The following is a 26,950-nucleotide window of genomic DNA, read 5'->3' as shown; positions in this document are numbered from 1 at the left end:
TCGTCGATGTCTGAAGAGCTGCTCCGCGCCATTCGCAAACGCGACCTCGAGGCCGCTACACTGGCTGTCCAGCAGCTGCGTTCCCAATGGCATCTCAGTGAGGCAGCAATTACCTCGATGGTGATGGTGGCCGTGGAGCGGTTAGCTTGGGATGAAGGCGATCGGGCCGCCGCCAGGTGGCTGTTGCGCCGCTGCTCCCGACGACGGCGCTAGAAACCTAAACCCTCGCTGCCGGCAGTAACCAGGCCTCTCTCCGCGTCCAAAGTAACAATAGCTCCGTCGCGGATGAGGCGCGTGGCATCTTTAACCCCCACCACCACCGGCACTCCCAGTCGCAGAGCAATTACGGCTGCGTGGGAGGAGACGCCGTCCTCTTCAGTAATGACTCCAGCCGCCTGCTTGATCGCCTCTACATAGCTAGCATCAGTGGCGCGGGCAACCAGGATATCGCCAGGGGTAATCTTGCTGGCCTCAAGGCCAGATCGGAGAATACGGGCAGGGCCGCTGACGGTGCCTTTGCCAAACCCTCTGCCTCTAGCCACCACCGCCTTCACCACTTCTACCTTGATAAGGTCAGTGGAGCCGGAAATGCCCGGCAGGGTGCCGGCAGTGAGCACCACCAAATCCCCGTCCTTGAGCAGGCCTTCTTCCTGGGCTACGTTAATGGCGGCTTGAAGGGTCTGGCGGCTGGTAGGCAAATCCAGAACCAACAGCGGGCGTACCCCCCACACCAACTGCAGCTGCCGCGCCACCTCCACATGGGGTGTTACGGCCAGGATGGGAGTGCGCGGGCGAAACCGCGAGACATTGCGGGCTGTGGCTCCGGTTTTGGTTAGGGTCATCACGGCTACCGCGTCCAGCTCCTCGGCAATTTCCCCCACGGCGCGGCTAATGGAATCGGCTATCAGGGCTTTGGGACGCAGCGAATTATCCTCGGCACAGCTACCCCTAGTCTGGCTCAACTCTTGCCGGGCAAGAGCGCGCAGGTGGTGGCGGCGATCCGCGTAGAGGGGATTAAAGTAGTCCTGTTCGATGCGCAGGGCAATGCGGGCCATGGTGGCCACCGCCTCGACAGGATACTTGCCCACCGCCGTCTCATTGGAGAGCATAACGGCATCGGTGCCGTCCAAAATGGCATTGGCTACATCCGAGATCTCAGCGCGGGTGGGGCGAGGGCTATGGGCCATGCTGTCCAGCATCTGGGTAGCGGTGATGACCGGGATCCCCAGGCAGTTGGCCATGGCGATGATCCGCTTCTGCAAGATCGGCACCTCTTCTGCCGGCAGCTCCACGCCCAGATCTCCCCGCGCCACCATCACCCCGTCGCTAAGAGCCAGGATCTGAGGCAGTTGCTGGATAGCCTCGTGTTTTTCAATCTTGACGATGATGGGAACTCGCTTGCCAGCGGCAGCCATCAGTTCCCGCAGCTCCAGAACATCCGAGGGATCGCGGACAAAGCTGAGGGCCACCCAGTCGACCCCTTGGTTGAGGCCGAAGTAGAGGTCTTCTTTGTCTTTTTCGGTAACGGCGCGGATGCTGAGGCGCACGCCGGGGAAGTTCACTCCCTTGTTGTCGGAGAGGGTGCCGCCGACAATGGTGCGGCAGAAGAGCTCGCCCGCTGCCGGATCCACCGCCTCCACGCGCATCTCCACTCGACCGTCATCCAGAAGGATGGTTGCTCCCTCCGGCACCTCTTGGGCCAGCTTGTCGTAGGTAACCCAACTGCGCTCCTGCGTTCCCAAAATGGGTTTGCTGGTGAGGACAAACGGATCCCCGCTCTTGAGGGTAATCGGGCCTTCGGCAAACTTGCCCAGGCGGATCTTGGGCCCCTGCAGGTCTTGCAAAATGGCAACCTGGATCCCCAGATCCATCGCCGTTTGGCGGATCAGGCGAATGCTGCGGCGGTGGAGATCGTGATCTCCATGGGAAAAGTTCAGGCGAAGGGTAGTTGCCCCTTGCAGGATCATTTCCCTGAGAATGGCTGGATCAGAGCTGGCGGGGCCGATGGTGGCAACAATTTTGGTGCGTCGAAAAGAATCCCTCAAATGCATGTCCACTGTTCCCAAGGGAGAGCAGCCCAGATCCTTCCTCCACATTAGGGATCTCTCTGATTACGATAACCCGTTATGTCTTTTTTGAGGCACCGCTTTTTTAAAATCCCCAGCGAGAGAGGATGGGAAAATAGGCAAAGCCGAGTGTAGAGATCCATCTGGAGTCGAGCGATGCCGGTTGCCCCCGAATACGCCTTCCCCTTCGAGCACCATCAGAAGTTCTCTCTGGATAACCCCACTATCTCCAGCCCAGGGGTTTCCAAGCGGGAATACATAGCCAGCAGAGTACTGCAGGGTATCGTGAGCAATCCCCAGACTCCCGTCGGCGATTTATCTCCTGAGCAACGACAGGCTTTGGTCTATACGGCGGTGTTGTTGGCAGATGATTTGTTGGTGGCCCTCGGCGCTCAGTAGAGAGGTTCTTGAGATTGCAGCGCACCCTCTTGGGGTGAGGTTTAGGCCGAGGTTGACCGTTCGCGGCGGGGGGCCGTAGGCTCTGCTACTACATACGCCGCAGCCGTTGAGTCAACTCTTCCCCCAAGCGCATCCATTCTGCCATCCCTTCGGGATTCACCTGTCGGTCATTTTGCCAAAGAATGAGGTGGGCGCCAGCTCCTTCGGCGCAATAGTTGGGATGCTGCTCCCAAAAACCAAGGACGCCAGGATGGAACCGCAGCCGAACTTGGGCTTCATTCTCTCCTCGCAAGAGATAGCTCCGAGAAAACTTAGGGTGGCTCTCGAAGTTGATATCTTGCATGCCAAAAGCTTTGGCGATGCCATGGAAAAGGGCATTTTCGGGGTGCAGCCGAAAACGGGGCAGATGAAGATCCTCGTGATAGGCGTAGAAGACGGACTGGCGATAAGTGCTAGAACTCTTGCCACTGCCGCGGGTGTATTGGTAATCAAAAACGGTAATCTCAGTGCCATCGATCAGCCGCTTGGACATCGAATTATAGAAACGCCGCCCATGGCTTCGTTCAAACAGTCCAAAGCCTGCTTGCAACAAGCGAGATCGAATCTCTTCAGGCAACTGGGCAGAAAAGCGCATTCCTAGCTGTGCAGCTACCCGCTCCAGAGCTTCTCGACGTTTCTTTTCGTGGTAAAGGGCTAGAGCCAAGATCCCGGCAGCCAGAGCTAAAAACAGGATAAAAATAAGCCACTCCATACCGTCTCCCTCGGCTTAGCCACTGCAGTGCCTATCCCCACAATACCTGAGCGGATCCCCAAAAGGATCCCTGCCTTCTTCCGGCTCAGCCGACAAGCGGGGTTTCAGTCCCGTTTACCGGGATTATTTGATTGAGACTCATGTCCTATTGCCATCGTTGTGCATTGATAGACGTGCCTATGATTCACTTGCAACTCTCAGATGCTTCCGGTGGGTCGGGAATATTCAAAGCCACTTTTGCCTTGGCTAAAGCATCTCGATAGGCATAGGCGGCGGCGACAATTTTACCCCGCTGTTGGGCATTCACCGAACTGTAGGGTTTGGTTATGACTTTTCCCGGAATGGTAAATTCCATAATGGTTGCCATCGCATTTTTATAGGCTTGATCAACCTCCGCTACCAAGGCCGGGTCAAGTTTGGATTTGTAGGGTTCAAATTGACTTTGAATCCCAATCCAGTTGTGCTTGAAAATTAAAATGCTTTGATCTGACCAGGTTTCTTCTTCACCGGAAATCTTTTTGGAAGGAATCTCCTCCGCCAAAGCTAACATTCCGGCAAAATTTAGAGATGAATTGAAATTTTTAGGATCGTTGAGTTTGGCAATCAGAGATTTCACGCTATCCACCAATTTTTCAGCGTAGGGCACTGCCGCCGCCAAGTTATTGTCCCGATAGATAAGGGCTTCGATCCGGTGAATACTGCGATAATTTTCCGAAGTTTCCCCACCTTTAATGGCATAGGGGCGAGCATCAATAGCTTCATCTTCTTCGGGAAAACTAGCCGCATAAACTTCAATTTCTTCATAGGGAGGACGAGCCTCTACATAAGCTTGCCGGGCACGATTAATATCCCCACTTTTTAGGGCGACCAGGAGATTTTCCACTAACTTAAGCAGTTCATCCGCCCGTTTTTGAAGGTAGGCTAACCCCTCCATAACCTGCTGGGCATAGGGGTCATTCATGGGAGAACTTTGAGTGACAGATTCAGAATTATTTGAAGTTGACGATTGAAAAAAAGAACAGCTTACCAACATCCAGCAGACTAATACACTAATCAGGAAAGCAGACAAATACCGACGCATAAACGACTCCTTTGGGGTAAATAAGGTTAACGGGGTTTACGAGTGGCAATGGCAAACTTTTTCAGGCTTAATATGACCTGCTCAAATCGCTTGGAATATATTGATCAAAATTTCTGAAATCACTCCCTCCAGGCTGACAGTGAATCTGTAAAAAAACAACGCTCCCCAACCAAACTTAGGATAGAACAGTTAAGCAATAGGCAAGCTATGACTTTACCGGCGGCAAAGAACTCGCTAGGTTGCATTGCTCTTCAGCGTATACCTAAATGATAAATTCTGTCAACTAAATGATAAATTCTGTCAACTAGCTGATCGTGGTTTTTTCGGTTGGCAGGGCTTGGTGAACCCCAACGAGTCTGGAGGGTATCCGGGTGAAGCCCCGAAAAACAGGATTTCGGGTGGGGAACCGCTGATTAGCCAGGGGGCGACGGTGGCGGGGGAAAATTTAGCCTATCGGGCTTTTGCCCTGGTGTATGAACGCTTGGGGCAGGCGGTGCCAGCGGTGACGTTAACCCTGGAATTGGAGGTGCCTTTGGCGCGGGGGTTGGGCAGTTCGGCGACGGCAATTGTGGCGGGTCTGCGGGCAGCGCACTATTTCCTGGGGGAACCGCTCCCGGCTTCCCAGGTGTTGGCTTGGGGGGTGGCGTTGGAGGGGCATCCCGATAATGTGGTGCCTGCCTGGTGGGGGGGCTGTCGGTTGACCTGCGGGGAATGCGTTGCTGAGATTCCTTGGCATCCTGAAGTGACCCCCGTTTTGGCGATTCCTGAGTTTGCCTTATCTACGGCGGAGGCTCGAGCGGTGTTGCCGAGTCATGTCCCCTACCGGGATGCGGTGGCGAATCTGGGGGCGTTGGGGTGTTTGCTCCAGGGGTTGCAGCAGGGGTCGCCGGAATTGTTGCGGGCGGGGTTGCAAGACCGTTTGCATCAGCCCTACCGGCGGGGGTTGATTCCCGGTTATGACCTGGTGGAACGGGCGGCGCAGAGCCAGGGTTTCAGTCCCGTTTACCGGGATTATTTGATTGAGACTCCCAAGACGGGCTTACTGGTCAACACAAAGGGATCCCCAGCCTTGAGGGTGATCGAGCCTTCGGCGAACTTGCCCAGGCGGATTTTGGGCCCCTGCAGGTCTTGCAAAATGGCAACCTGGATCCCCAGATCCATCGCCGTTTGGCGGATCAGGCGAATGCTGCGGCGGTGGAGATCGTGATCTCCATGGGAAAAGTTCAGGCGAAGGGTAGTTGCCCCTTGCAGGATCATTTCCCTGAGAATGGCTGGATCAGAGCTGGCGGGGCCAAGGGTAGCCACAATCTTGGTGCGTCGAAAAGACTCGCTTAAGTGCATGGCAATCTTTTCCGGGGAGAGCAGATCAAGATTGTTCCCCCACGCAGGGATCTCCTTGATACGATAGCCCGTAGTGTCTTTTTTGAGACCTTGCTTTCTAAGATTCCCAGTCCAGGAAAATGGGCTGAGCGCAGCTTCAAGTTTGGGTTGGGAGTGAAGCCATGCCGATAGCTTCTGAATACGCCTTTCCCTTCGAGCACCACCAAAAGTTTTCCCTGGATAACCCCACTATCTCTAGCCCTGGCGTCTCCAAACGGGAATACGTGGCTAGCAGGCTATTGCAAGGTATCCTGAGCAACTCCCAGACCCCCGTTGGCAACTTGTCTCCTGAGCAGCGCCAGGCCCTAGTCTATACGGCGGTGATGCTGGCAGACGAGCTGTTAGCCGCCCTTGGTGCCCAGTAGGCTTAGGCCCACCCTCGCCATAGCCCACTGAAGGCAAGGGTAAGCAACCCAGAACAGCGCTTGTTGCACCCGCCAGCCTCTTAGCCACCTCTAGAACTCGTAGCCAAATAGGCGCGGATCCGCCGGCTGCAAGTTGAGATCGGCCAGGCCGTATTCCGCCCAGCGGCGATCCACCAGGCGGGCCACTTCCGGATCCGGGGCAAGGGGTTGCCGCCAGGGGGTGTCCGTTTCCGGCGGGATCTTGGTCGTGGCGTCGATTCCCATTTTGCCCCCCAGGCCCCGCTTTTCGGTGGCAAAGTCCAAGGCGTCAAAGGGATTGTCCGGCAAGATGAACACATCCCGCTGCGGATCCACCCGCGAGCACAGACACCAAAGCACCTGCCGCGGATCCCGCACGTTGATGTCCTTATCCACCACAATCACAAACTTGGTGTAGCTAAATTGAGGCAAGGCGCTCCAAAAAGCTAGGGCCGCCCGCCGCGCTTGGCCGGGGTAGGCCTTGTCAATGGACAAAATGGCCACCTTGTAGCCCAGGCCCTCCATCGGCAAAAAGAAGTCCACGATCTCCGGCACCTGCTGCCTAAGGATGGGGGTGTAGATGCGGTTTAGGGCCAGGGCCATCACGTCGTTTTCCTTGGGGGGCTTGCCGCTAAAGGTAGTGAGGTAAATCGGATCGCGACGGTGGGTGAGGCAGTGGAAGCGAATTAAAGGAGCCTGCTCGTTGCGAGGGCCGTAGTAGCCAATGTGATCCCCAGCGGGACCGTCGGGGGCCACCTCCCCTGGGGTTATGGTGCCTTCTAGAACAATCTCGGCGTGGGCCGGCACTTCCAGATCCACCGTTTTGCAGCGGGCTAGGGGCAATCCCTCTCCGGCGTAGAGGCCGGCAAACAGCCACTCGGAGAGATCCACCGGCAAGGGCGTGGCCGCCGCCAGGATCACGGCGGGATCTACCCCGATGGCCACTGCCACTTCCAGCTTCCGGCCCAGGGCCGCCGCCTTGCGCAGATGCCGAGTTGCTCCCCGCACCGACAGCCACTGCACCGTCATGGTATTGCGGCTTTGCAGTTGCAGGCGGTACACCCCCACATTGGGAATGCCATTTTCCGGATCTTTGGTAACCATCAGGCCCAGGGTCAGCACCCGCCCAGCGTCGCCGGGATAGACCCGCAACAGGGGCAGTTGCGTGAGATCCACCGCTTCATCGCGCACCACCACTTGCTGGCAAGGAGGGAGCAGCTCCCGGCTGGGTCGAGCTTTGAAGACGCGGAACAGCGCCTGTCCCAGCTCCACCGCCTGGGCAAGGTCTTTTGGCGGGCGCGGCTGGTAGAGCAGGGCCAGCTTCTTTCCCAGCTCCTCCAGCTCTTGCGGCCGCTCCATCCCCAGCGCCCAGCAGATGCGCTCCACTGTGCCCAGGGCGTTGATGAGCAGGGGCATGGAGGATCCCTTGACCCGCTCAAACAGCAGCGCCGGGCCACCGCAGGCCAAGAGGCGATCGGCAATTTCGGCAATTTCCAGCTCGGGATCCACCTCGGCGGTCACGCGGCGGAGCTGGCCACGGGATTCTAGGAGGGCAATGAAGCGGCGCAGATCTCTGGGCATGAAGGGAGCACTTGCAGAAGCTGAGGGTCAACCTGCAGGGCAGGCCGGATGTCTTCCTCCAAGGGCAGTACTGCTGTGCTCTCGATCTTGGCCTCTCTTGTAGGCAGGAGTCCACTCTCCTGGCTTTACGGCCAACTGCCTAGCAGCAAGGCAAAGCAATTTGCCAGGACCCTCTGCATGGCAGTAGAGTAGCCTCAAGTCTTGCCTGTGAGGTCAGCATGTTGTCCATCCCGCCAGGGCTGCGCTCCCGTTGCTTCTGGGCAGGGATCCCCCTAGCTTGCTCTTTGGCCTTGGGGATCTGCTGGAGGGCTGCGGCTCCCTCTTCCACCCAGGATCTTTTCCCTCCCATCCCTACTCCGCCACCACCCCTGCCTTCTCCTAGCGGCACGCCTGGCCTTCCGCCCTGGTGGCCCCGTGAGCAGTCGCCCCAGGAGCAAGGTTCTCCCTACACTGTGGTCTTGTCGGGCTTTTTGCAGGAGTTGGCTGCCTAAGGAGGGGCTCTCTCGCAGCAAGGGATCCTCCTCTGGACAGCCAAAGGCAAGCTGCTGGCCGAGCACCTCCTAGATCAACCCTTGCCGGTAGGAGCCTTGGATCAGTTGGCCCTCAGCCTGATGGCGCTAGAGACCTGGGGCTACGAGCATCGCTTTACACCACCGGCTATCGCTCCGGCCAGCGCCTGAAGGGAGACTTGGTTGTGGTGGGGGGCGGGGATCCCTATTTCCGGGAGGCCAATGTCGTCGAGCTGGCGCGCCACCTGCACGGCCTTGGCATTCGCCAGATTGACGGCGAGGTAAAGGTGGTGCCCCCCTTCCGCTTGCTGGGCCAGCCCGACGCTCTAGCTAGCGCCCGCCGGCTTACCGAACTCCTTCGGGATCCCCAACAGCCCTACCCTGTAGCCCTCGGCGGCTCTGGATCAACGCTAGAGGAACTGCCTGCTGAGCTCCATTGCCTGGTTAGCTATACCTCGCCGCCCTTGGGATCCCTGCTGCAGATGCTCAACAGCAACATCGACCGGGCCATGGCAGCAGCCCTGCTGGCGGAACTGGGAGGCCCCAGAGCCCTGGTGGAGTACCTGCGGCGGCGCCTGGTAACTGAGCCGGCTGCCCAGTTAGATCCCGCCCTCCTCCCCAGCGAAGCAGAGATTCGTCTAGAGGGGCAGGAACTGCATCTCTCCCCCCGTGCCCTGACCCATCTGTGGCAGCATCTGCTGGCAGCCCCATACGAGAATCCAGCGCGGATCCTACCTGTAGCCGTCCTTGGCCACAGCCCCCTGCAGCTGCGCACCCTGCTTCCGGGCACGGTCGCCCAGGTGGGATCGGCCCCCAATTGCCTGATGATGTTGGGACAGTTGCCAGATGGCACCTACTTCGTCTTGCTCAACCATGGGCCTGACCTGGGCAGCTTGCGCCAACACCAGGATCAGTTCCTGCACCAGCTGTTGCCTGTTGGGAAGTCTCTTGGCGTCTGAGGGCTTAGACGAAGGCTAGACGCAATCGCTAGGGCAAAATGGGGAACCTACAGCAGGGCTGCCAAGCATCTTGCAGCTAGCCGCTAGGGTGGGGGCGGATCAAGCCATAGCCACCGTGCTTGCGGACATAGAGGACGTTGATCTCGCCATTTTCGATGTTGCGGAACACGTAGAAGTCGTGATCCACCAGCTCCAACTGGTGCATCGCCTCCTCAACCGTCATGGGCGGCATGGCGAAATACTTGGTGCGCACTACCTCAGGGGGCAGCTCCGCTTGCCGATTCATATTCACAGGATTTGTGGGCGGCTGCTGGGCCACCGCCACTGAAGTTTTGGGAGAATGGCGGATGCGGTGAACGCCATTGCGCTCTTTGTACTTGCGCAGCTTGCGGGCTATTTTGTCGGCCACTCGGTCGATGCTGGCGTAAAGGTTTTCAGTACTTTCTTCCGCTCGAATGACAGTGCCGTTGGCGTAAACGGTAACTTCGGCAGATTGGTTGGCACTGATGCGGGGGTTGCGGGCTACCGACAGATTGACATCCACTTCGCTGGTGATCTGAGCAAAATGGCTAACAGCTCGCTCAATTTTTTCCTGAACGTAGCTGCGGATGGCATCGGTAATTTCGATGTTTTTTCCTTGGATCACAAGCTTCGCCATGGAAACTCTCCCGAGTGTGTCAGTCTACGCCTCAAGTGAGTGCCTAACCTTTGCAAGAAGCTTCCACACCCTCCCCGCCCGCCAACTGGCCAAAGGGGGCAATGAAAGTTGACTAAAGTGCGGCTTTTGCAAGGGCACTAACCTTTGGAGTTAAGTCTAGGTTAACACCTCACTCTTGGCTTTGAACTGGAGATTAAGGATAAATTTAGATTGCCTTAATTTTTGATTGATCCAACTTCCCTGCTGAATTCGGGAGACTAAACGACCGGAATTTTTCCTCTCCTGCCGAATTGCAGTCCACAACTTCCTTCTGGCTTTCCTAGCCAGCTAAGCGACTCCCTTATTTTTGCTTGGAACTGCCGTGCTACTTTATCCTATTATACAAGAAGCGACGTTGGCTGCCTTGTCTAAACTAGCTAAGCTAAAAGTAACCAAAGGAAGTGAAGAGATGTTGACTGAAGTTAAGCTTTCTATCAAGATCAGGATTCCACACCAATATTGGCGTCAGTAGGCCCAAAAAGTGGCCTTCGGCTTCTGGAGATTGCTCTCGAAGCAAGTTGGGGTGGAAAAGGGGGGGAGTTGGCAAGGATCCCGTCGAAGGTAGCTGAGCTGTTGGACAGAGCGGAAGCGGCCCTGGGGGAGCGGTTTCGGGCAGTAGACCAAGTTCTCAGGCAGAACCTGGCCCGGGTATTGCAAGCCTTCCGCGACCAGCAGGTGGGCTCCCATCACTTTGCCGGCGTATCGGGCTACGGCCACGACGACCAGGGGCGGGAGGTTTTGGACCGAGTGTTTGCCCAGATCATGGGCTGCGAGGCGGCGCTGGTGCGGCTGCAGATGGTCTCCGGCACCCACGCCATTGCCTGTGCTTTGTTTGGGGTGCTGCGCCCAGGGGATGAGCTGTTGGCCATCACTGGCCCCCCCTACGACACTCTGGAGGAGGTCATTGGGATAAGGGGATCCGGCCGGGGATCCTTGCGGGAGTTCGGTGTTACCTATCGCCAGTTGGATCTGCGGGAAGGAGATGTCGATTGGCAGGCCTTGAAAACCGCCCTCAAGCCGCAAACACGCTTGGTTTACATCCAGCGCTCCTGTGGCTATGCCTGGCGACCCAGCTTCTCCATTGCCCAGATTGCCGAGATGATCCAGGTGGTCAAGGCGCAAAACCCCGAAGTGGTGGTCTTGGTGGACAATTGCTACGGCGAGTTTGTGGAAACCCAAGAGCCCACCCATGTAGGCGCAGATTTGATTGCTGGATCCCTAATCAAAAACCCAGGTGGCACCCTGGCCCCGGCAGGGGGCTATGTGGCAGGGCGAGCCGAACTGGTGGAGAAAGCTGCCTGCCGGCTGACGGCACCAGGGATCGGCTCGGAAGGAGGAGCAACTTTCGATCTCAACCGCCTGCTGTTCCAAGGGCTGTTCTTAGCTCCGCAAATGGTGGCCGAGGCCGTCAAGATTGCTCACCTGGCCGCCCAGGTGTTCCATGACTTAGGCTATCCCGTCTCTCCGCTGCCCCAAGCACCCCGCACTGACATCATTCAGGCCATTCAACTGGGATCCCCACAGAAGCTGCAGGCCTTTTGCCGCGCCATCCAAAGCAGCTCCCCGGTAGATTCCTATCTCACCCCAATTCCAGAGGTGATGCCCGGCTACGCCGATCCAGTGGTGATGGCGGCAGGCACGTTTGTGGCCGGCAGCAGCGCGGAGCTCTCCGCCGATGGACCGCTGCGGGAGCCCTACATTGTCTACTTACAAGGAGGAACCCATCTCAGCCACGGGCGGCTGGCCCTAGAGGCTGTCTTGCAAGCTTGGGAGAAGCTGTGATGGCCGTCCTTGTCCCCCTTCTGGGGGGTAGGATTGAAATCCAGAGCCTCGATGGGGAAGTTGCCTCCCATTGCTCCACGGTTCCGCCGTTGGGGAGCCTGGCTAGCCTTTAGTTGGGTGGCCCTGGCAGGGGGCTGCCAGCTATTAGACCTAGGGAGAGCCCCGCTGGCATCTGTCCTAGGAAGAGACAGCCAGACCCTAAGGGGAGGCCTCACAGTGGAGGACAAGGTTAGTCGCGCCTATGGCAGCTACTGGGATGGGATCCCTGTAGTAGCCAAGGCTGGGCAAATCCTGATTGCCGCCTTGGAGAGTGAAGAGTTTGACCCCTATCTGGAGCTGGTGGACGAGCAGGGACGGGTGATCGGCTTTGATGATGACTCGGGCCTAGATGTCAACGCCCTCTTGGCAGTGCGGCTGCCGCAGGAAGGCACCTACACCCTGCGGGCCACTAGCTTTGAGCCGGCTGCCAGCGGCTCCTACCGGCTGACCTATACCCTCACGCAGGTCAATTGGCAGCAAACCCTATCGGGCCGCCTCCACGCGGGATCCCTTCAGCACCCGGAAGATGGCAGTTGGATGGAGGAATACCCTATCACTGCTCGCCCTGGCCAAATCCTGGTCGCCTCCTTGACCAGCTCTGACTTCGATGCCTTCTTGCAACTGTTAGATCCGGAGGGGAAGGTGATGGCTTGGGATGACGACCAGGGTGGCGGCACCGATGCCCTGTTGATTGCCTTTTTGCCTCGCAGCGGCACGTACACCCTCCGAGCCAACACCTACAAGCCAAGCCAGGAGGGGGCCTATGTATTGCAGTACTCCTTGCACTAGCCTCCCAGCCTGCTAAGCTTCTCCTGCTCCCTCTCTTCTCGCTAGTGTTTCGCAGCTGAAGGGAAAGGCAGATCCCAGGCTAGACTTAGTTTAGAATATCTTCAGGATTTAGCTTTAGCAATCCGGAGACGCCGATCCCAGCTTTCTTGATCCGGGCTGAGGATGGCAAAAGCCTGTTCCAAAGTTAATCGTCTGTAACGGAGGAGGTTCCTATGGCCATTTCCACGGGTCTTCCCAGCCCGCTGCCGCAGCAAGAAACTTCTCCGGAGCAAGGCAACGGCCTCAATTTGGCTCCTCGGCCTGCCGGTGCTGATCTACCGGCTGCTCAGGAGGGGGGAGAGAGGATCGGCCCGCCAGTGTTTCCCAGCCCTGTGAAGTTCAGCGAGATTGAGATCGACCAGCGACCAGTAGGGGCCTCCACCCTAAAGGTGGTGGATTACTTTGCGGATGGACGTCCAGTTGCGGCTGCCACGCTAAAAGTGGTCGATACCTGGGGCGAAGGGCGCCCAATAGTTGCCTCTGGCCTCAAATTCGTCCATGACCCCGCCCTCAACCGCCCGGTGATGGCAGGTGGTCTGAAGATTGCCAAAACTTTTCTTGGCAACCGACCCATTGAAGCCAGCCCTCACAAAGGATCCGCGGGCGAGCCTGTGTGAGGCCAGACTGCGGCGGCAAGGATGGAGATCCTGGCAACCTTAGTGGCCTTGCTGGCCGCCTTGGGGGCAGGGGCAGGCTATTGGGCAGAGCAGGCAGCGCGCCAAATGCTCCTAACCCAGCTGGATAAAGCAGAGGTTTTGGAGGTACGCATCCAGAGCCAGCCTAACTACCGCCTACTCAATGGCCAGGCGGAGCGCCTTCTAGTTGCCGGGCGGGGGCTGTACCGGGCACCCTTTCCGCGCCTGGAGCTTCTGGAGCTGGAAACCGACCCAGTCGCTATCGACCCTGCTTTTTTCCAAGGAGCTCCTTTGCGGCTGAGACAGCCCCTGCAAGCAGCATTTCAGGTCGTGGTGCGTCAGGAGGATCTCAATGCTGCTCTCAACTCGCCTGAGGTGCTCAGGCAGTTTCAGCGGATCCAGGCAGATCTGCCCTTGGGTGGGGGCGGGAACGAACCCCGCTATTTTGAACTGCGCCAGCCGCGCGCCAAGTTTTTGGAGCCTGACCGCATCCAACTTGCCGCTCTCTTGGTGGAGAAAGACGGCAGCAGGGATCAGGCAGTTGAGGTGGTGTTCAACGCCGGGATCCAGGTGGAAGAGGGACGCAGGTTGCGGCTTCAGGAGCCAGAGTTTGCCATCGGCTCGGTGCGGGTTCCTGACGAGATCACCCAGGCGTTCTTGGGAGGACTCAACAAAGTGTTTGACCTGCAAGAGCTGGAAGAGCTGGGGATCCAGGTGCGGGTACTGAAGCTGAAGATAGCCGCTGACCAAATGCAGGTCATTGGGTTTGTGCGGGTTGAGGGCTTGGAGGCGCTGACGGGATCCTAGCGGGGATCCCTGGCCAGAGGGGTTTGCTCTTGTAGGGGCAAAAAGCCCAAGGGTCCTCGGTGGAGGCATCTGAGCACTGAGGCTAGACAATCCAGGCTTGGTGAGAACACCCCCAGAAGGGAAAACATTGACCAATGCCTATCCCCTGGGCTTGGGGCGTGTCTACCCGCCGAGATGGGCTGATGGCCTCGGTTCCTGCCAGGCTTGCGGGGCTCTTGCCGCTACGGCCTTGTCAGACTGCAGCAGCGGAAGGCGGCTCCTCGTTTTCTGATGGGGAAGCCTGGGAGCAGCCTAGAACCTAAACCTGCCTTGGCAAATTCGGTTTCTTTTCGGGTATACTTTCGCTATACTCGTCTCATCCGTCAGATTTCGAGTTCCTTGCTCTGGAAATGACCTGGCGCGCTACCTTTTTTGGCTACTTTACCTTTCCCTGGCGGCAACCAGGGCGGAAGGGTGGCGCGTAAACTCAGAAGCTAAGTTTACTCGAGTCCGTCCTGAAGCCCTGGGCCTAGAGCCAGGGCTTTTTTGATGGCTCGGTGGTTTAATCCCTCACTTGCATTGCAGCAATAAGGACGACGGTGCTATGCCCCCCCAAACCGACAACTGCAACATTCAAGAGGTAACTCCCTTGATCACCCCTGCTGCTGTCAAAGCCAAGCTGCCCCTCACGGAAAGGGCCGCCCAGGTGGTGCTCTCCACACGGCAGGCCATCCGCGACATCATCCACGGACGGGATCTCCATCGCTTGGTGGTAATTGTTGGACCCTGCTCCATCCACGATCCGGAAGCGGCGCTAGAGTACGCCCATCGCCTCAAGCGGGTGGCCGACCGAACCCGCGAGCACCTGGTGATTGTGATGCGCACCTATTTTGAGAAGCCCCGCACCACGGTGGGCTGGAAGGGCCTCATTAACGATCCCCACCTGGATGGCTCCTGCGATATCGCCACCGGCTTGCAACTGGCCCGTTCCATCCTGCTGCAGATCAACGAGCTGGGCTTGCCCTGCGCCACAGAGATGCTGGATCCAGTGACTCCTCAGTACACAGCTGATCTGGTGAGCTGGGCGGCCATCGGCGCTAGAACCATTGAAAGCCAGACCCACCGGGAAATGGCCAGCGGCCTCTCCATGCCCGTGGGCTTCAAGAACGGCACTGACGGGCGGCTGGAGATTGCCCTCAACGCTATCGTGTCCGCTAGCCACCCCCACAGTTTTCTGGGCATTGGCCAAGACGGCATGACGGCTTTGGTAAAAACCACCGGCAACCCCGACCGGCATATCGTGTTGCGGGGGGGCGGCGGCAAGACCAACTACGGGCCGGAAGATGTGGCGCGGGCGGCTTTGCTAATGAAGGATCAAGGGATCCCGCGCTCAGTGATGGTGGATTGCTCTCACGACAACTCCCACAAAGACTACCGCCGGCAGGGATCCGTCTGTCGAGCAGTGCTGCGGCAATACCAGGAAGGGCAGCGGGCTTTGATGGGACTCATGCTCGAGAGCAACCTCAAGCCGGGCAAGCAAACTTGGCAGAAGGGGGTACCGCTCCAGTACGGCGTCTCCATCACTGACGGCTGCATCGGCTGGGAGGAGACGGAGGAGCTCCTGGAGGAAATGGCGGCAACTGTGGCAGGAAAGACCTTGGCCCTAAGCCACTAAATGCCCCAGCCTTGTCCAGGGCTGTCTAAGCAGGGAGAGGGGCAACGCTAAGATCCAATTGTCCCTCTTCCCAAGCCCCTGGCGGAGAAGGGGCAGAGAAACTGTTCTTGACAAAACTTTTTTGCGCTTTTCTCGAACCTGTGGTTACCCTCCAACTGGCTTCCCCTACCTCTGCGGCCTGGATCGATCAGGCCATTCGTCACTTCGACCTCGTCTTGTTAGACCACGCCAACTGCGAGAAAAAAGCGGCGGGTAACGCCCTCAGTCTCCTCTTCCGCTACCCAGCCAACGGGCAGCTGGTGGAAGCTCTGTCGCCGCTGGCGCGGGAGGAGCTGCAGCATTTTGAGCGAGTCCATCGCCATCTGCAGCGGCTGGGGATCCCGCTTAGGCCTTTGCCAGCGGCTCCCTACGCCAGCCGCCTCAACCAGCACCTGCGCCGCCATGAGCCAGAGCATCTTCTAGATGCACTGCTAGTGGCCGCCATTATCGAAGCTCGCAGCCACGAACGCCTAAGCCTGCTGGGAATTCACCTCCCCGATCCCGAGTTGCGGCAGTTTTACCTCTGGCTGGCAGCGGCTGAAGAACGGCACTGGCAGTTGTATCTGGATCTGGCCCTGGCGCAGTTCCCCGCCGACCAGGTGCAGGAGCGTCTGGACACCCTGCTGCAAGTAGAAGCCGAGATCCTCTCTACCCTCCACCCCGAGCCTCGTGTCCACAGCTAGCTCCAGTTCCAAGCGACACAGCAGCGGCTGGCCAGTTACAGCGGTGCTGCTGGTGCCACAGCTTGGAAGCTAGCACCCTAGAGGACAGCCACATTGACCTGGAGTGGCTTATCTGGCCCACGGTGCCCGGCGGCATTGGCTGTGTCAGTTTACAGAGCCGATCACTGCTGGGGTATTTGCGGGTGAGTCACCCTTGGTTTGAGGTGAGCAAGCCGACGCGCCAGTTGATCCAAGATCCCGCCCTCTGGGTGGCAGCCAGTTTAGCCTGGGTGAGGGGAATCGGCAACAGTTGGAAGTTGGTACTCCGGAGGCTGCCTAAACTAGAATGAATGCAACCTCCACCCTCAGGATCCTGCCAGCAGTAAGATAAGACGAGGATCTCAACTAGCCAGCACCCCTTTCTGCAGGGAGGGAGATGGAAAGCCAGGTCGGCTCCTGCCTGAGTCATGCTGTTTAAATACACCCACCTCTTGCTGTTGTCCCTCCAGGGAGCCGCTGTGCAAATGAGACCCACATAATTCACAACGATTTTCAGGGCATTTTAGGATCCCCAATATTTGTACTACAGCCCTACAGATTGCCACCATCTATCACAGCAACAGAGTTTAATCCCAAGCGCCTGCATGCAGCTCCAGAACATTGACAGTACTGGGCAGGCGTTCTGAGAGAGATCTCCCATTAACCGAGGGTTTCTGGCTCTTTTCTAGTGCCCTCGACAAGTCTATTGGTCTACAGTCGCTTTGAGCAAGATCTAGAGCCTTCGCTGCTGCGCCTCGACTCAGTCTTTTTTCCAAAAAAGGTGAGAAGATATGGCTTTTTTTAGCGATGCTTACTCGGTTCAAAAAGAGCATCGACCCAGAGGATAAATCTTGCTTGTAGAGACAACCAAATCTGATTGTTCATGCGCAGTAGAAACAAGACATACAAGCCCAATATGAACAAAACACACCAGTTTCCTAGGCTTTTGTAGGTTTGGACAATTTGGCTTTCGCTCCAACCAAACTCATAAACCAGGCGGTTCATATCCCCAGCAGCATCTCCTTGGCCGCCTAGTAGGGTTACCCAAGGAATTGGGGCTAACCCTTGCTGAATAAGATGCCACTGCCAAAAGCTTTTCCAGAGGCTGCTGCTCGCGATCCCCAGCACGACAAATCGCCAAAAATCCCATCTCCAGCGATCTGGCAAGGGAAAATAAAAGCTGGCCATCAGAAAGGTGCTGAGATAAAATTCTCCTCCAACGCCGCTAAAGACAAACAACATCTCCCAGGTGCGATTGGGCATCAGCCAGGTCATGTAAAACTGCAATAGAGCAAGAAAGATGGCCAGCACCTGCAGCCACCCAATCCGCTCCTTGCGGGCTGACCAGAAGAGTAGAATCAGTAAAAAGAGGATTCCAAAATACACAAAGGGATCCCTCTGCGAGCTAACGCTTGTCCAGCCGATGGGCAGAGGCAAAGCCCGATACCCGCTCCACCAGGCGACGGTGGCATGGCCAAATTCGTAGATCCAAATGTGAAGAGGCAAATGCAACAACTGCAACAAGCCTATGTTGTTCACCATCAGGGCCACCGCAAACGCAGCCGGGTAAGCCCAAGCGTTGACTGCCCAGTTATCGAAGGAAAACCGATCCCAACGCCGCCGGGAGCCTATTCTCAGTCTGCGTCGCCAGAGCAACTGGGAGCCGAGGAAAGCGCAAATTTCCACTTGTTCCAGCCGTGGGATCCGCAGCTGCTTCAACATTAGAAAAAGCCGGGCGGTCACCACTTGAGGGGAGGGTTGTCCGGGAAGGGATCCCAGCAGGTAGATGTGCAGGGTGTTATCAGCAAAGCGAACTTGTGCAGGCCACTTTTGCCGCAGCAGCTCCAAGCGGACAACCTGCACAATCGCTTACTATTACCGGCGCGGGCCAGAGAGAGGGGATCAGGTGGGCCTGTCATTCATTACTTGGCGAAATCTCAGGAGGATCCCCACTATCTTCAGCTAGTCCCGCCGGCAGCAGCAAGAGGGCGCTCCCTTCAGGTCGCCTTGGGGGGAGGTTGGTATAGTTGAGGGCAGCAGGTAGGCAGAGTGGGTGGAGGATATGCCTGACTTGGACAAGCAGGGGATAAATCCCAGGCCGTCTAGGCAGAGCTCCCTTTGGGGAGCAATGCTGCTGTGGGGCCTAGCCGGAGCGGGTCTATTTTCCCCCTTGCCCGTTCAAGCCCAACTGACTACCGTTACCGGTCTGTCTCGCATTGACCGCTGGCACTACGACCCGCAGCGGGGATGGCTGGAGGTCAACACCCAAGGAGAGGTGCGGCCTTTTCTGTTTGTGCTGCAAAACCCTCCTAGGGTGGTTCTGGATTTTCCCAACACCCTTTTTGGACGCGAGCCCCAAAGCCAGACCTTTCCAGGGCGAGTTACCTTGTTGGAGATCAAACAGCTCACCCCGACCATCACTCGCTTTGTCCTCCACCTGCAGCCGGACCAGCCCCTTAGCCTTGACCAACTGCAACTCCTTACCGCCAGCCCTTCCCGCTGGGCTGTTCAGTTCCTCCAACCCGAGCAACCCTCGCCCCCTGCCTCGCTATTTCCCCCTCCCCCTGGTTCCCAGGAGTCCACCGCCTCGTCCCCATCCTTAGAGCCGCCCCGTCGCCCTGAAACCAGCCCACTCCCTCCTCCTGCAAGCTCCCGTTCCAGCCATCAGATCTTGGCCATCTCTCCCCAGGCGGAGGGCTTTTTCATTCGCACCCAGGGCAACCCTTCCACCACGGTGCGGCGCCTCTTCGATCCAAATCGGGTGGTTGTGGATTTTCTCAACACCACCCTTAGTCCCGCCCTCACCCAGCGGGTCTATCCTGTCAACCGCTTGGGGGTTTTGCGGCTGCGTGTTGGGCAGTTCGAGCCTACGACCGCCCGCGTGGTGTTGGATGTGGATCCTTCCAGTGGGGATTGGGAGGCCCGCTACGACCCACAGCAGGGAGGAATCTGGATCCAGCCTGCTGGGGGTGCTGCCCAGGCCAGCCTTTTGCCTGATATCAGCCTAACTGATTCCCAAGGGCCGCTGGCCACCTTGCGCTCTGTGGAACTGCGGGGAAATCAGCTCATCATCAGCGCCGATGGGTTTATGTTCTACCGGGCTGGCTGGGATCCCGAAAGCGGCAGCTACCGCATCAACGTGGCACCGGCGCGCCTGCCCGAGTCCTTGCCGGATCCCGGCTTGCCGGTCGGGGGACCGGTGCAGCGGATCCGCCTTGTGCAGGAAGATGCCCGCACGGTCAGCATTCTGGTGCAGCCCGCCGAGGACTTCAATGTCTTTGAGCCCAATCCCGGCCAGGGATCCCGCCGCATCACTTTGGAGTTGCGTCCTCTAGGCGCTCCTTTTCCCACATCCCAGCCGCAGCCGCCTGCCCAGGCTTCCCGTCCTCGCCCAAGCCGGCCGGTCATTGCCCTGGATCCAGGCCACGGGGGACGGGATCCCGGTGCTGTCGGGGTAGATGGGATCTTGGAGAAGGACATTGTACTCCTTGTTGCCCACCAGGTCCGACGCCTGCTGCAGGAGCGGGGCTATGAGGTGGTGATGACCCGCACCGACGACCGTGAGGTGTTGCTGCGACCGCGGGTGGATATAGCCGTGCAGGCCAACGCCACGCTGTTGGTGAGCATCCACGCCAACGCTCTGGATCGCTCCAGCGTCCACGGCATCGAGACCTACTACCTACGGCCGGATAGCGCCGAGCTAGCAGCAATCTTGCACCGCAGCCTGGTGCGAGCTACTGGCGCTGCGGATCGGGGGGTGCGACGGGCCCGCTTTTTCATGGTGCGGGAAACGCCCGTGGGCATGCCCTCGGTGCTGCTGGAGCTGGGGTATGTTACCAACCCCACGGAAGGGCGAAAGTTGGCCACCCCCGAATACCAGGCCATTTTGGCGCGGGCCATTGCCGAGGGCATCGAGACCTTCTTGCGCAACCGCTAGAGCGTGCCACCCGTCTCAAGGCAGGGTAGGATACAGCAGCTTAGGCCAAGGTAGTGAGGGAGGAAGGAGCATGCGTTGGGGGTGGACAAGAGAGCCAGATCCCAGTTGGCCAATTGGGGTGTTTGACAGTGGTCTGGGGGGGCTTACCGTTTGGCGGGCCTTGCGGCGGCAATTGCCCCAAGAGCGCCTTGTCTATTTTGCCGATACGGCGCGGCTGCCCTATGGGGATCGCTCGCCTGAGGAGATCTTGACCTTCGTGCGCCAGATCCTACGCTGGATGCAGGCGCAGCCGGTGAAAGTCGTGGTGATGGCCTGCAACACCAGCTCGGCGCTGGCCCTAGAGCAAGTGCAGCAGGAGTTTGCCCTACCCATCCTTGGCCTCATCCTGCCCGGCGCCCAGGCGGCCTTGGCCCAAGGATCCCGCATTGGGGTCATTGCCACGGCGGCTACGGTTAAAAGCCGCGCCTACTCCAAGGCCATCCGTGAGTACAGCGCCCTGGATCCCAAGCGCTTTCCCCAGCCTGTCCACTGCTGGGAGCAGGCCTGCCCGGCGTTTGTTCCCCTCATCGAAGCCGGTCAGTTGAACAGCCTCGAGCTGCAGCAGGCCGCCAAACGCTACTTACAGCCGCTTCTACGGCAGGGGATCGACACCCTTGTCTACGGCTGCACCCACTATCCTCTCCTTGATCCCCTGCTGAAGTCTCTGCTGCCCCCTTCGGTCAAGCGGGTGGATCCCGGCGTGGCCCTGGTGCGCTCGCTAGCCCGTGAACTCGGCCTCTGGGGTCTCCGCCGGCCCCCAACAGCCCTCCGCGACGAACCGCACCGCTTCTATGTCAGCGGGGATCCAGAGCGCTTTGCCCAGTTGGCCACCCCTTGGTTGGGCTTTCGACCTCAGGTGGAACAGGTAGAGTTGCCAGCCCTAGACGTCAACAACTTCCGCCGAACCTAGACAAGAACAGCCATCTGCTCGAGAACGCCGGCGGAATAGGCTTACCTCCCTTCGCGCCAGCGGTGAACCTCGGCCCAGACACGGGTAGGCAAGCCCCAAATATAGATGAAGCCTTCGGCAGCGCGATGGTCGAATTGATCCCCTTCCCCGTAGGTGGCCAGCTCTGGGTTGTAGAGGGAGTAAGGGGAACGGCGGCCCACGCAGACCGCTTGGCCCTTGTGCAGACGCATCCGCACGACGCCGGTGACGCTTTTCTGGGTGGTGCGGACAAAGGCGTCAAGAGCCTCCCGCAGCGGCGAATACCAAAGGCCGTTGTAGATCAACTGGCTGTAGGTGGTCTCGATGCCGTACTTGTAGTGGAGGACCTCGCGGGGAAGGGTGAGGCTTTCCAGCTCGCGGTGGGCTTGAATGAGCACAGTTAGAGCGGGGCACTCGTAGATCTCGCGCGACTTAATCCCCACCAGCCGATCCTCAATCATGTCGATGCGGCCCACGCCGTGGCTGCCGGCCAAGGCATTGAGCCGCTCAAAGAGGACTCGGGGGCCAAGGCGCTGCCCATCCAGCTCCACTGGGATCCCCTCTTCAAAGGCAATCTCCACATAGGCGGGTTCGTCGGGGGTTTGAGAAAGAGGCCGGGTGAGGGCATACACTTCCTCCGGCGGCTCTTGGTCGGCGTCCTCCAGGATCCCGGCTTCGACGCTGCGGCCTAGAATGTTGAGGTCGATGCTGTAGGGGCTGGACTTCTGCACCGGCATGGGGATCCCGTAGCGCTCCCCATAGGCAATGGTCTCCTCGCGGGTCAGGCCCCACTCGCGCGCTGGGGCCAGCACCTTTAGCCTAGGGTTTAGGGCGGCAATGGCCAGGTCGAAGCGCACTTGGTCGTTGCCTTTGCCGGTGCAGCCATGGGCCACTGCGTCGGCACCCACTTCCTCTGCCACCTCTACCAGCAGCTTGGCAATCAGGGGCCGGGCCAGGGCAGTGGAGAGAGGGTAGCGCTGTTCGTAGAGGGCGTTGGCCTGGAGGGCGGGGAAGGCATAGTCGGTAATTAGGGTCTGGACAGCCTCCCGCACCAGCGATTGCTCTGCCCCTGCCCTAAGGGCCTTGGCCTGGATGGCCTCCAGCTCTGCTCCTTGCCCCAGATCCACCGCCAGGGTAACCACCGATTCCACCCCCCACTCGTGTTTGAGGTAGGGGATACAGACGGAGGTGTCAACGCCGCCGGAGTAGGCCAAAACCACCTTCTTTGCCCGTCCCATGGTGCTGTGGATCCCTGTTGGAGACAAGTTGCTAGCCCATTATGCCCTGTAGCTTGCCCAGTCTGACCCCTGGGGGCAGCTTGTCGAGTATTCTCCTCATAGGCTTGGGATCGCTGTCTAAGCAGGTGTTGGCGCGGCGTGGGGGGTGGGGCTCAAGTGAGCAAGGCCAGCAGAGGGATCCGAGCAGCGCAGCGGAGACTTAGCCAGAAACGAGCTCTGGGACTGGGGATCCTGTCGCTGCTGAGCTTTGTGGCCGGGGCAGGGTTTGCCGCCCTCTCCCAGCCGGAAGGGGGATCCCCGCCAGAGCTGCCCCGTTTTACCGCCCACGGCTGGCCGCTACTGGATCCCCTGCCGCAGCCGGAGGAGATCTGGGAGTGCGAGCTGGTGGTGGTGGGCGGATCTCTAGGGGGCGTGGCGGCAGCAGGCCAAGCCATGCGGGGGGGCGTGCAAACCTGCCTCATCGAGCTCACTCCCTGGCTAGGGGGGCAGATCACTTCCCAAGGGGTATCGGCCCTCGATGAGTCTCTCCTCATGCGGCAGCGGGGCAATTTTTCCCGCCACTGGCTGGAGTTTAAGGCCCTCATTGAAAGCCAGCCGGTGCATCTCCCGTCCTGGACAGGGATCCCGCCCGGCACCCGCGTGGCCGAGATCAACAGTTGCTGGGTAGGGAGCTTGTGTTTTCCGCCCCAGGCAGGTCTGCAGGCGGTGGATACCTGGCTGCGGCAGGCAGCTCAGCATGCTCCCCAGAGTCGCTGGGCCACCCAGACGGCTTTTAAGGGGGCCACCTTCAGCGCCGACGGCTCCCGGATTGAGAGCATTTATGCTGTGCAGCGACAACCGCGGGATCCCAACTTCGTGCCGCCAGGACGGCTGTGGCGCGAATTGGTGAGCTGGTATAGCTGGCAGGAGACGGAAGTGTTTGCCAAACGGGTGCTGCGGCTGCAGGCACCGCCGGGCCGTCCCTTCTTCGTCATCGACGCCACCGATACCGGCGAGCTGGTGGGCTGGGCTGGCATCCCCTACCGGCTGGGCTCGGAAGGGCGGGATCTAACCGGAGAGCCCAATGCCGCCCCGGCCAGCAACCCGGAGTGTACCCAAGCCTTTACCTTTCCCTTTGTGCTAGCCATCCGCGACGATGGCGGCCGCTCCCGCGCCGAGCTGGCCCAGTTGCAGCCGGGCTACTCCCGCGCCGAACACCGCCGCCAGTTTGACCTGGAGGGCTTTCCCACCTTCAGCGGCCGGAGCTTTTTCAACTATCGCCGCATCGTCAGCAAGGGCCGCACGGATCCCTTCTACGGCACCCCGGTTCCCGGAGATCTGACCCTGGTGAACTGGAACCGCGGCAACGACTGGGGGCTGATGAACCCGCCCCTGATCCTGACCGAAGAGCGGCTGGTGGCCTCGGGGCAGCGCCACAACTGGTTGGGGGGGCTGGACGTCTCCGCCCTCAAAGATGGAGAAAACCACGCCCTGTTGTTTGCCGAGTGGCTGATGGAAACCCAATCCCGGCCCGGCTATCCCCTCTCCCTAGTGTTTGCCGAAGACTCCTTGCTGGGCACCCGCTCTGGCCTCAGCCTCTACCCCTACATCCGAGAGGGACGGCGCATCCTGGGGCGAGCTGCCTACGGCCAGGCGGAGTTCATGATACTGGAGCAGGACATCCGGGTTGGCGCCAGCGGAGGGCGGGATTTCAGACCCACCGTTGTCGGGATCACCCACTACGCCATCGACATGCACGGCTGTCGCTACCGCAACTGGGAGCCCTCCCGGTCGGCCAGCTCCGCGCCGGTCAGCGAGTTTTCCGTTCGCCCCATTCTCATTCCCTTGGAAGCTTTGATCCCGCAGAAGGTGGATAACCTGCTTATCGGCGGCAAAGGGATCGCCGTCAGCCACATTGTTAACGCCGCTACCCGCACCCACTACGGGGAGTGGACCATCGGCTCGGCAGCTGGGCTCATTGTGGCCTGGTTGCGTAGCCAGGATCCCAGCTTGACCCCGGCCCAAATCGTGCCGCAGGGCAAGATGGCCGATTTGCAGCGCTACCTGGTTGCCCATGGACAGCGACTGCACTGGTAGGCCGCTGCTGCCGTCTTACCCCTCTGCGCTGGAAGGCACCTTTCTGCCATAGCGCCGCTGCCGCCACCACACCAGCAGGGGGCTGGCGATAAAGATGCTGGAATAGACCCCCAAGCTAAAGCCGATGAGCAAAGCAATCGCAAACCCCTTCAACGTGGCCCCGCCAAAAATGGCAATGGCCACCAGGGGCAGCATCGTCGTCAGGGTGGTGTTTAGGGAGCGGGCAAAAGTTTGGTTTAAAGACAGGTTCACCACCTCGGCAAAGCTGACCCGGCGGCTGACTAGACGCAGGTTTTCCCGGATGCGGTCGTAGATGACCACCGTGTCGTTGACGGAAAAGCCGATGATGGTTAGCAGCGCCACCACAAACAGGCTGTCCGCCTCCATGCCCACCGTCAGGCCCAAAAGGGCAAACAGCCCTGTGGTCAACACCACATCGTGCAGCAAGGCCACAATGGCAAACACTGCGTAATCCCACTGAAAGCGCAGGGCCAGATACACCACAATGAGCCCAAAGGAGATGAGCACGGCCACGAGGCCGGAGCGCAAGAGCAAACGCCCCACCGTCGGGCCCACCGTCTCCACCAGCCTGCGCTCAAAGGATCCCACCCGCTGCCGCAGCGTGTCTTCCACTGCCAGGCGCTCTTGCTCCGTCAAAGGGGGCATGCGGATCAGGGCTTCCTGGCCCGTCTGGGTGTCCAGTTGGATGATGCTGGTTCCCAGACCATGTTCCTGCAGCGCCCGCCGCAGCTCGTCGGTGGTGACAGGCCGCTCAAAACGCAGATCCAGCAAGGTGCCGCCGGAAAAATCCAACCCCAGCCGCAGGGGAGTTCCCAGAGAAGCCAGGGAAAAGGCCATGCTGGCCAGCCCCACCAGCAAGACCGCCAAGGAAAGGGTAAACCAGAGCTTGCTGCGCCCGACGATGTCGAAGCGGTAGTCGAGCAACCGCGAGGATCCGCCTGCTAGCTCTTGCGCGGTCATGGTTGGGCCGCCTCCATGCGAACGCCGTAGAGTTCAGGTTTGCGCAGGGCAGGGATCCCCATTGCCGCCAACAGCAGGGTGCGGGTGCAGGTAATGGCCGTAAAGAAGCTTACCGAAACGCCAATAGCCAGGGTTACGGCGAAACCTTTCACCAGCCCCATCCCCAACCAAAAGAGCACGCCACAGACCAAAAGGGTGGTGACGTTGCTGTCGAGAATGCTGCTAAAGGCGCGGCTAAACCCTTCCGAGATGGACTTGTAGATGGACTTGCCCGCCCGCAGCTCCTCTTTGATGCGCTCAAAGATTAGCACATTGGCGTCCACCGCCATGCCAATGCTGAGAATGAAGCCAGCGGCTCCTGGCAGGGTCATGGTCACCCCCAGCAGTTGGAACAAAGCAAACGTACAGAGGGCATAGATGAGGAGAGCGATGTCGGCAATGAGTCCCGGCAGGCGGTAGTAGGCCACCATGAACACAAACACCAGCACCAGGCCGCCGATACCGGCATAGAGGCTACGGCGCACACTTTCTTCTCCTAGGGTGGCCCCGACCGTGCGGTTTTCAATCACCTGAATTGGAACCGGCAGCGCCCCCGCTTTGAGCTTTATCGCTAGGTCAGTGGCAGTTTCCACCGTGAAATTGCCTGTGATCACCGCCGTTCCGCCAGTAATGCCAGTGCGGGCAAACTCCGGCCCCACGATCGGGGCGCTGATGAGCACCTCGTCCAGAAAAATCCCCAAGGGGCGACCCGTGCCAGCCAGCTCTCGGGTGACCTGGGCAAACTTCTCAGCCCCCTCCGGCTTAAACTCTAGCAGCACTTCCCAGCTCTGGGAGCCGCGGCGAGGGGCCTGGGGATAGGCGTTGCGCAGCAGATCCCCGGTGAGGCCGACCCCTTCAAACAAGGCTTCGGGGTTCTCTCCGGCTGTTACCTCCCCCCGTTCGTTGCGGGGCAGGGCGCTGACCGGAACTAGGCCCTTGCGAAATTCCAACTGGGCTGTGTCGCCCAAAAGAGCAACCGCCCGATCCGGATCTGCTACCCCAGGCAGTTGCACGAATAGACGATCCCGGCCACTGATTTGAATCAAAGGCTCAGTCACCCCCAGGCCGTTGATCCGCTGCTGGATAACAGCCTCCACTCCCTGCATCACTTCGGGAGTAATCTCAGGCACCTCCTGCGTCGGCAGAGCTTGCAGGGTAAGCTGCGTCCCGCCTTTGAGGTCAAGGCCGAGGCGAACTTCTCGGCTAAAGCCCAAGTAGGTGAGAGCCACTACCACTGCTAGGATAAAGACTAGGCCTCGCAGGAGGGCAAGCCGATTGAGCCACGAAGCTAGGGATCTGGCCATACTGCCTAGTTAAGCGAGGAACACAGCCGCACTGGTCGGCAGGCCCAAAGTTTTGTAACGCTTTGAACTTCTCGATTTTACCCTAGACGGACTTAGTTGACGCTAGAAGCTGTTGCC

The 26,950-nt window shown here is 59.2% G+C and carries 24 protein-coding genes and 2 pseudogenes; 16 read left to right on the top strand and 10 right to left on the bottom strand.

Annotated elements, in window-relative coordinates; genetic code table 11:
- Positions 1-6 precede the first annotated feature (6 nt).
- The gene (locus tag NW833_RS01615) at positions 7-213 is read left to right on the top strand and encodes a hypothetical protein (RefSeq protein WP_414411323.1); all 207 of its coding nucleotides are present in this window, start codon (positions 7-9) and stop codon (positions 211-213) included.
- Here NW833_RS01615 and pyk read toward each other — a convergent pair.
- The gene (pyk, locus tag NW833_RS01610; RefSeq protein WP_414411322.1) at positions 210-2,051 is read right to left on the bottom strand and encodes a pyruvate kinase; all 1,842 of its coding nucleotides are present in this window, start codon (positions 2,049-2,051) and stop codon (positions 210-212) included. The two genes, NW833_RS01615 and pyk, sit on opposite strands and share 4 nt — an antisense overlap.
- 171 nt (positions 2,052-2,222) lie before the next feature.
- Here pyk and NW833_RS01605 point away from each other — a divergent pair, with 171 nt between their 5' ends.
- Positions 2,223-2,465, top strand: a complete 243-nt coding sequence (locus NW833_RS01605; RefSeq protein WP_414411321.1) for a hypothetical protein — start codon at positions 2,223-2,225, stop codon at positions 2,463-2,465.
- An 88-nt stretch (positions 2,466-2,553) separates the two neighbouring features.
- Here NW833_RS01605 and NW833_RS01600 read toward each other — a convergent pair whose 3' ends face one another.
- Entirely contained in the window at positions 2,554-3,216 is a 663-nt protein-coding gene (locus NW833_RS01600) for a hypothetical protein (RefSeq protein ID WP_414411320.1), read from the bottom strand.
- A gap of 184 nt (positions 3,217-3,400) precedes the next feature.
- Positions 3,401-4,177, bottom strand: a complete 777-nt coding sequence (locus NW833_RS01595; RefSeq protein ID WP_414411319.1) for an EfeM/EfeO family lipoprotein — start codon at positions 4,175-4,177, stop codon at positions 3,401-3,403.
- Between the two features lie 460 nt (positions 4,178-4,637).
- Here NW833_RS01595 and NW833_RS01590 point away from each other — a divergent pair.
- A pseudogene (locus NW833_RS01590) lies at positions 4,638-5,228 on the top strand (homoserine kinase); the annotation flags it as partial.
- Positions 5,229-5,323: 95 nt separating this feature from the next.
- On the opposite strand, the pseudogene NW833_RS01585 reads toward NW833_RS01590, so the two are convergent.
- Positions 5,324-5,638, bottom strand: a pseudogene (locus NW833_RS01585) (pyruvate kinase); the annotation flags it as partial.
- A gap of 161 nt (positions 5,639-5,799) precedes the next feature.
- Between NW833_RS01585 and NW833_RS01580 the strand changes: the two are divergent.
- Entirely contained in the window at positions 5,800-6,042 is a 243-nt protein-coding gene (locus NW833_RS01580; protein WP_414394164.1) for a hypothetical protein, read from the top strand.
- Between the two features lie 90 nt (positions 6,043-6,132).
- Here the strand turns inward: NW833_RS01580 and NW833_RS01575 are convergent, their stop codons facing one another.
- On the bottom strand, positions 6,133-7,641 hold the full coding sequence (locus NW833_RS01575) for a UbiD family decarboxylase (protein WP_414411318.1): 1,509 nt from the start codon (positions 7,639-7,641) through the stop codon (positions 6,133-6,135).
- A gap of 218 nt (positions 7,642-7,859) precedes the next feature.
- Between NW833_RS01575 and NW833_RS01570 the strand changes: the two genes are divergently transcribed.
- Positions 7,860-8,132, top strand: a complete 273-nt coding sequence (locus NW833_RS01570) for a hypothetical protein (RefSeq protein ID WP_414411317.1) — start codon at positions 7,860-7,862, stop codon at positions 8,130-8,132.
- Positions 8,133-8,335: 203 nt separating this feature from the next.
- Positions 8,336-9,109, top strand: a complete 774-nt coding sequence (locus NW833_RS01565; RefSeq protein ID WP_414411395.1) for a hypothetical protein — start codon at positions 8,336-8,338, stop codon at positions 9,107-9,109.
- 76 nt (positions 9,110-9,185) lie between these two features.
- Here the strand turns inward: NW833_RS01565 and hpf are convergent, their stop codons facing one another.
- Entirely contained in the window at positions 9,186-9,767 is a 582-nt protein-coding gene (gene hpf / locus NW833_RS01560) for a ribosome hibernation-promoting factor, HPF/YfiA family (protein ID WP_414410291.1), read from the bottom strand.
- Between the two features lie 612 nt (positions 9,768-10,379).
- On the opposite strand from hpf, the gene NW833_RS01555 reads away from it, so the two are divergent.
- The 7 genes from NW833_RS01555 (at position 10,380) to NW833_RS01525 (ending at position 16,602) form a co-directional block, all read left to right on the top strand.
- Positions 10,380-11,588, top strand: a complete 1,209-nt coding sequence (locus tag NW833_RS01555; RefSeq protein WP_414411316.1) for an aminotransferase class I/II-fold pyridoxal phosphate-dependent enzyme — start codon at positions 10,380-10,382, stop codon at positions 11,586-11,588.
- A 216-nt stretch (positions 11,589-11,804) separates the two neighbouring features.
- Positions 11,805-12,416: a hypothetical protein gene (locus NW833_RS01550; RefSeq protein ID WP_414411315.1), complete on the top strand. Its 612-nt coding sequence runs from the start codon at positions 11,805-11,807 to the stop codon at positions 12,414-12,416.
- A 212-nt stretch (positions 12,417-12,628) separates the two neighbouring features.
- Complete coding sequence (locus NW833_RS01545; RefSeq protein WP_414411314.1) at positions 12,629-13,072, top strand: hypothetical protein; 444 nt, start codon at positions 12,629-12,631, stop codon at positions 13,070-13,072.
- A gap of 21 nt (positions 13,073-13,093) precedes the next feature.
- Positions 13,094-13,897, top strand: coding sequence for a DUF2993 domain-containing protein (locus NW833_RS01540; protein WP_414411313.1), 804 nt, complete (start codon positions 13,094-13,096; stop codon positions 13,895-13,897).
- 583 nt (positions 13,898-14,480) lie between these two features.
- Entirely contained in the window at positions 14,481-15,551 is a 1,071-nt protein-coding gene (locus tag NW833_RS01535; RefSeq protein ID WP_414404844.1) for a 3-deoxy-7-phosphoheptulonate synthase, read from the top strand.
- Between the two features lie 140 nt (positions 15,552-15,691).
- Entirely contained in the window at positions 15,692-16,273 is a 582-nt protein-coding gene (locus NW833_RS01530) for a tRNA-(ms[2]io[6]A)-hydroxylase (RefSeq protein ID WP_414411312.1), read from the top strand.
- Positions 16,274-16,335: 62 nt separating this feature from the next.
- A complete protein-coding gene (locus NW833_RS01525) occupies positions 16,336-16,602 on the top strand; it encodes a hypothetical protein (protein ID WP_414411311.1) in 267 nt (88 codons plus the stop codon).
- Positions 16,603-17,092: 490 nt separating this feature from the next.
- Here the strand turns inward: NW833_RS01525 and NW833_RS01520 are convergent, their stop codons facing one another.
- The gene (locus NW833_RS01520; protein WP_414411310.1) at positions 17,093-18,154 is read right to left on the bottom strand and encodes a hypothetical protein; all 1,062 of its coding nucleotides are present in this window, start codon (positions 18,152-18,154) and stop codon (positions 17,093-17,095) included.
- Between the two features lie 265 nt (positions 18,155-18,419).
- On the opposite strand from NW833_RS01520, the gene NW833_RS01515 reads away from it, so the two are divergent.
- On the top strand, positions 18,420-20,228 hold the full coding sequence (locus NW833_RS01515; protein WP_414411309.1) for an N-acetylmuramoyl-L-alanine amidase: 1,809 nt from the start codon (positions 18,420-18,422) through the stop codon (positions 20,226-20,228).
- 70 nt (positions 20,229-20,298) lie between these two features.
- On the top strand, positions 20,299-21,177 hold the full coding sequence (murI, locus tag NW833_RS01510; RefSeq protein ID WP_414411308.1) for a glutamate racemase: 879 nt from the start codon (positions 20,299-20,301) through the stop codon (positions 21,175-21,177).
- Between the two features lie 41 nt (positions 21,178-21,218).
- On the opposite strand, the gene NW833_RS01505 is transcribed toward murI, so the two are convergent.
- Complete coding sequence (locus NW833_RS01505) at positions 21,219-22,433, bottom strand: argininosuccinate synthase (RefSeq protein ID WP_414411307.1); 1,215 nt, start codon at positions 22,431-22,433, stop codon at positions 21,219-21,221.
- Positions 22,434-22,589: 156 nt separating this feature from the next.
- On the opposite strand from NW833_RS01505, the gene NW833_RS01500 reads away from it, so the two are divergent.
- Positions 22,590-24,509, top strand: a complete 1,920-nt coding sequence (locus NW833_RS01500; RefSeq protein ID WP_414411306.1) for an FAD-dependent oxidoreductase — start codon at positions 22,590-22,592, stop codon at positions 24,507-24,509.
- Positions 24,510-24,524: 15 nt separating this feature from the next.
- Here the strand turns inward: NW833_RS01500 and secF are convergent, their stop codons facing one another.
- Complete coding sequence (secF, locus tag NW833_RS01495) at positions 24,525-25,490, bottom strand: protein translocase subunit SecF (protein WP_414411305.1); 966 nt, start codon at positions 25,488-25,490, stop codon at positions 24,525-24,527.
- The gene (secD, locus tag NW833_RS01490; RefSeq protein ID WP_414411304.1) at positions 25,487-26,833 is read right to left on the bottom strand and encodes a protein translocase subunit SecD; all 1,347 of its coding nucleotides are present in this window, start codon (positions 26,831-26,833) and stop codon (positions 25,487-25,489) included. Before secD ends, secF begins: the two co-directional genes overlap by 4 nt.
- Positions 26,834-26,950: the final 117 nt, after the last annotated feature.

It is taken from the genome of Synechococcus sp. O70.1 (assembly GCF_047462215.1).
Lineage (GTDB): Bacteria > Cyanobacteriota > Cyanobacteriia > Thermostichales > Thermostichaceae > Thermostichus.
Note: the sequence above shows the minus strand (reverse complement) of the source record. Positions and strands in the feature narration are given on the sequence as shown.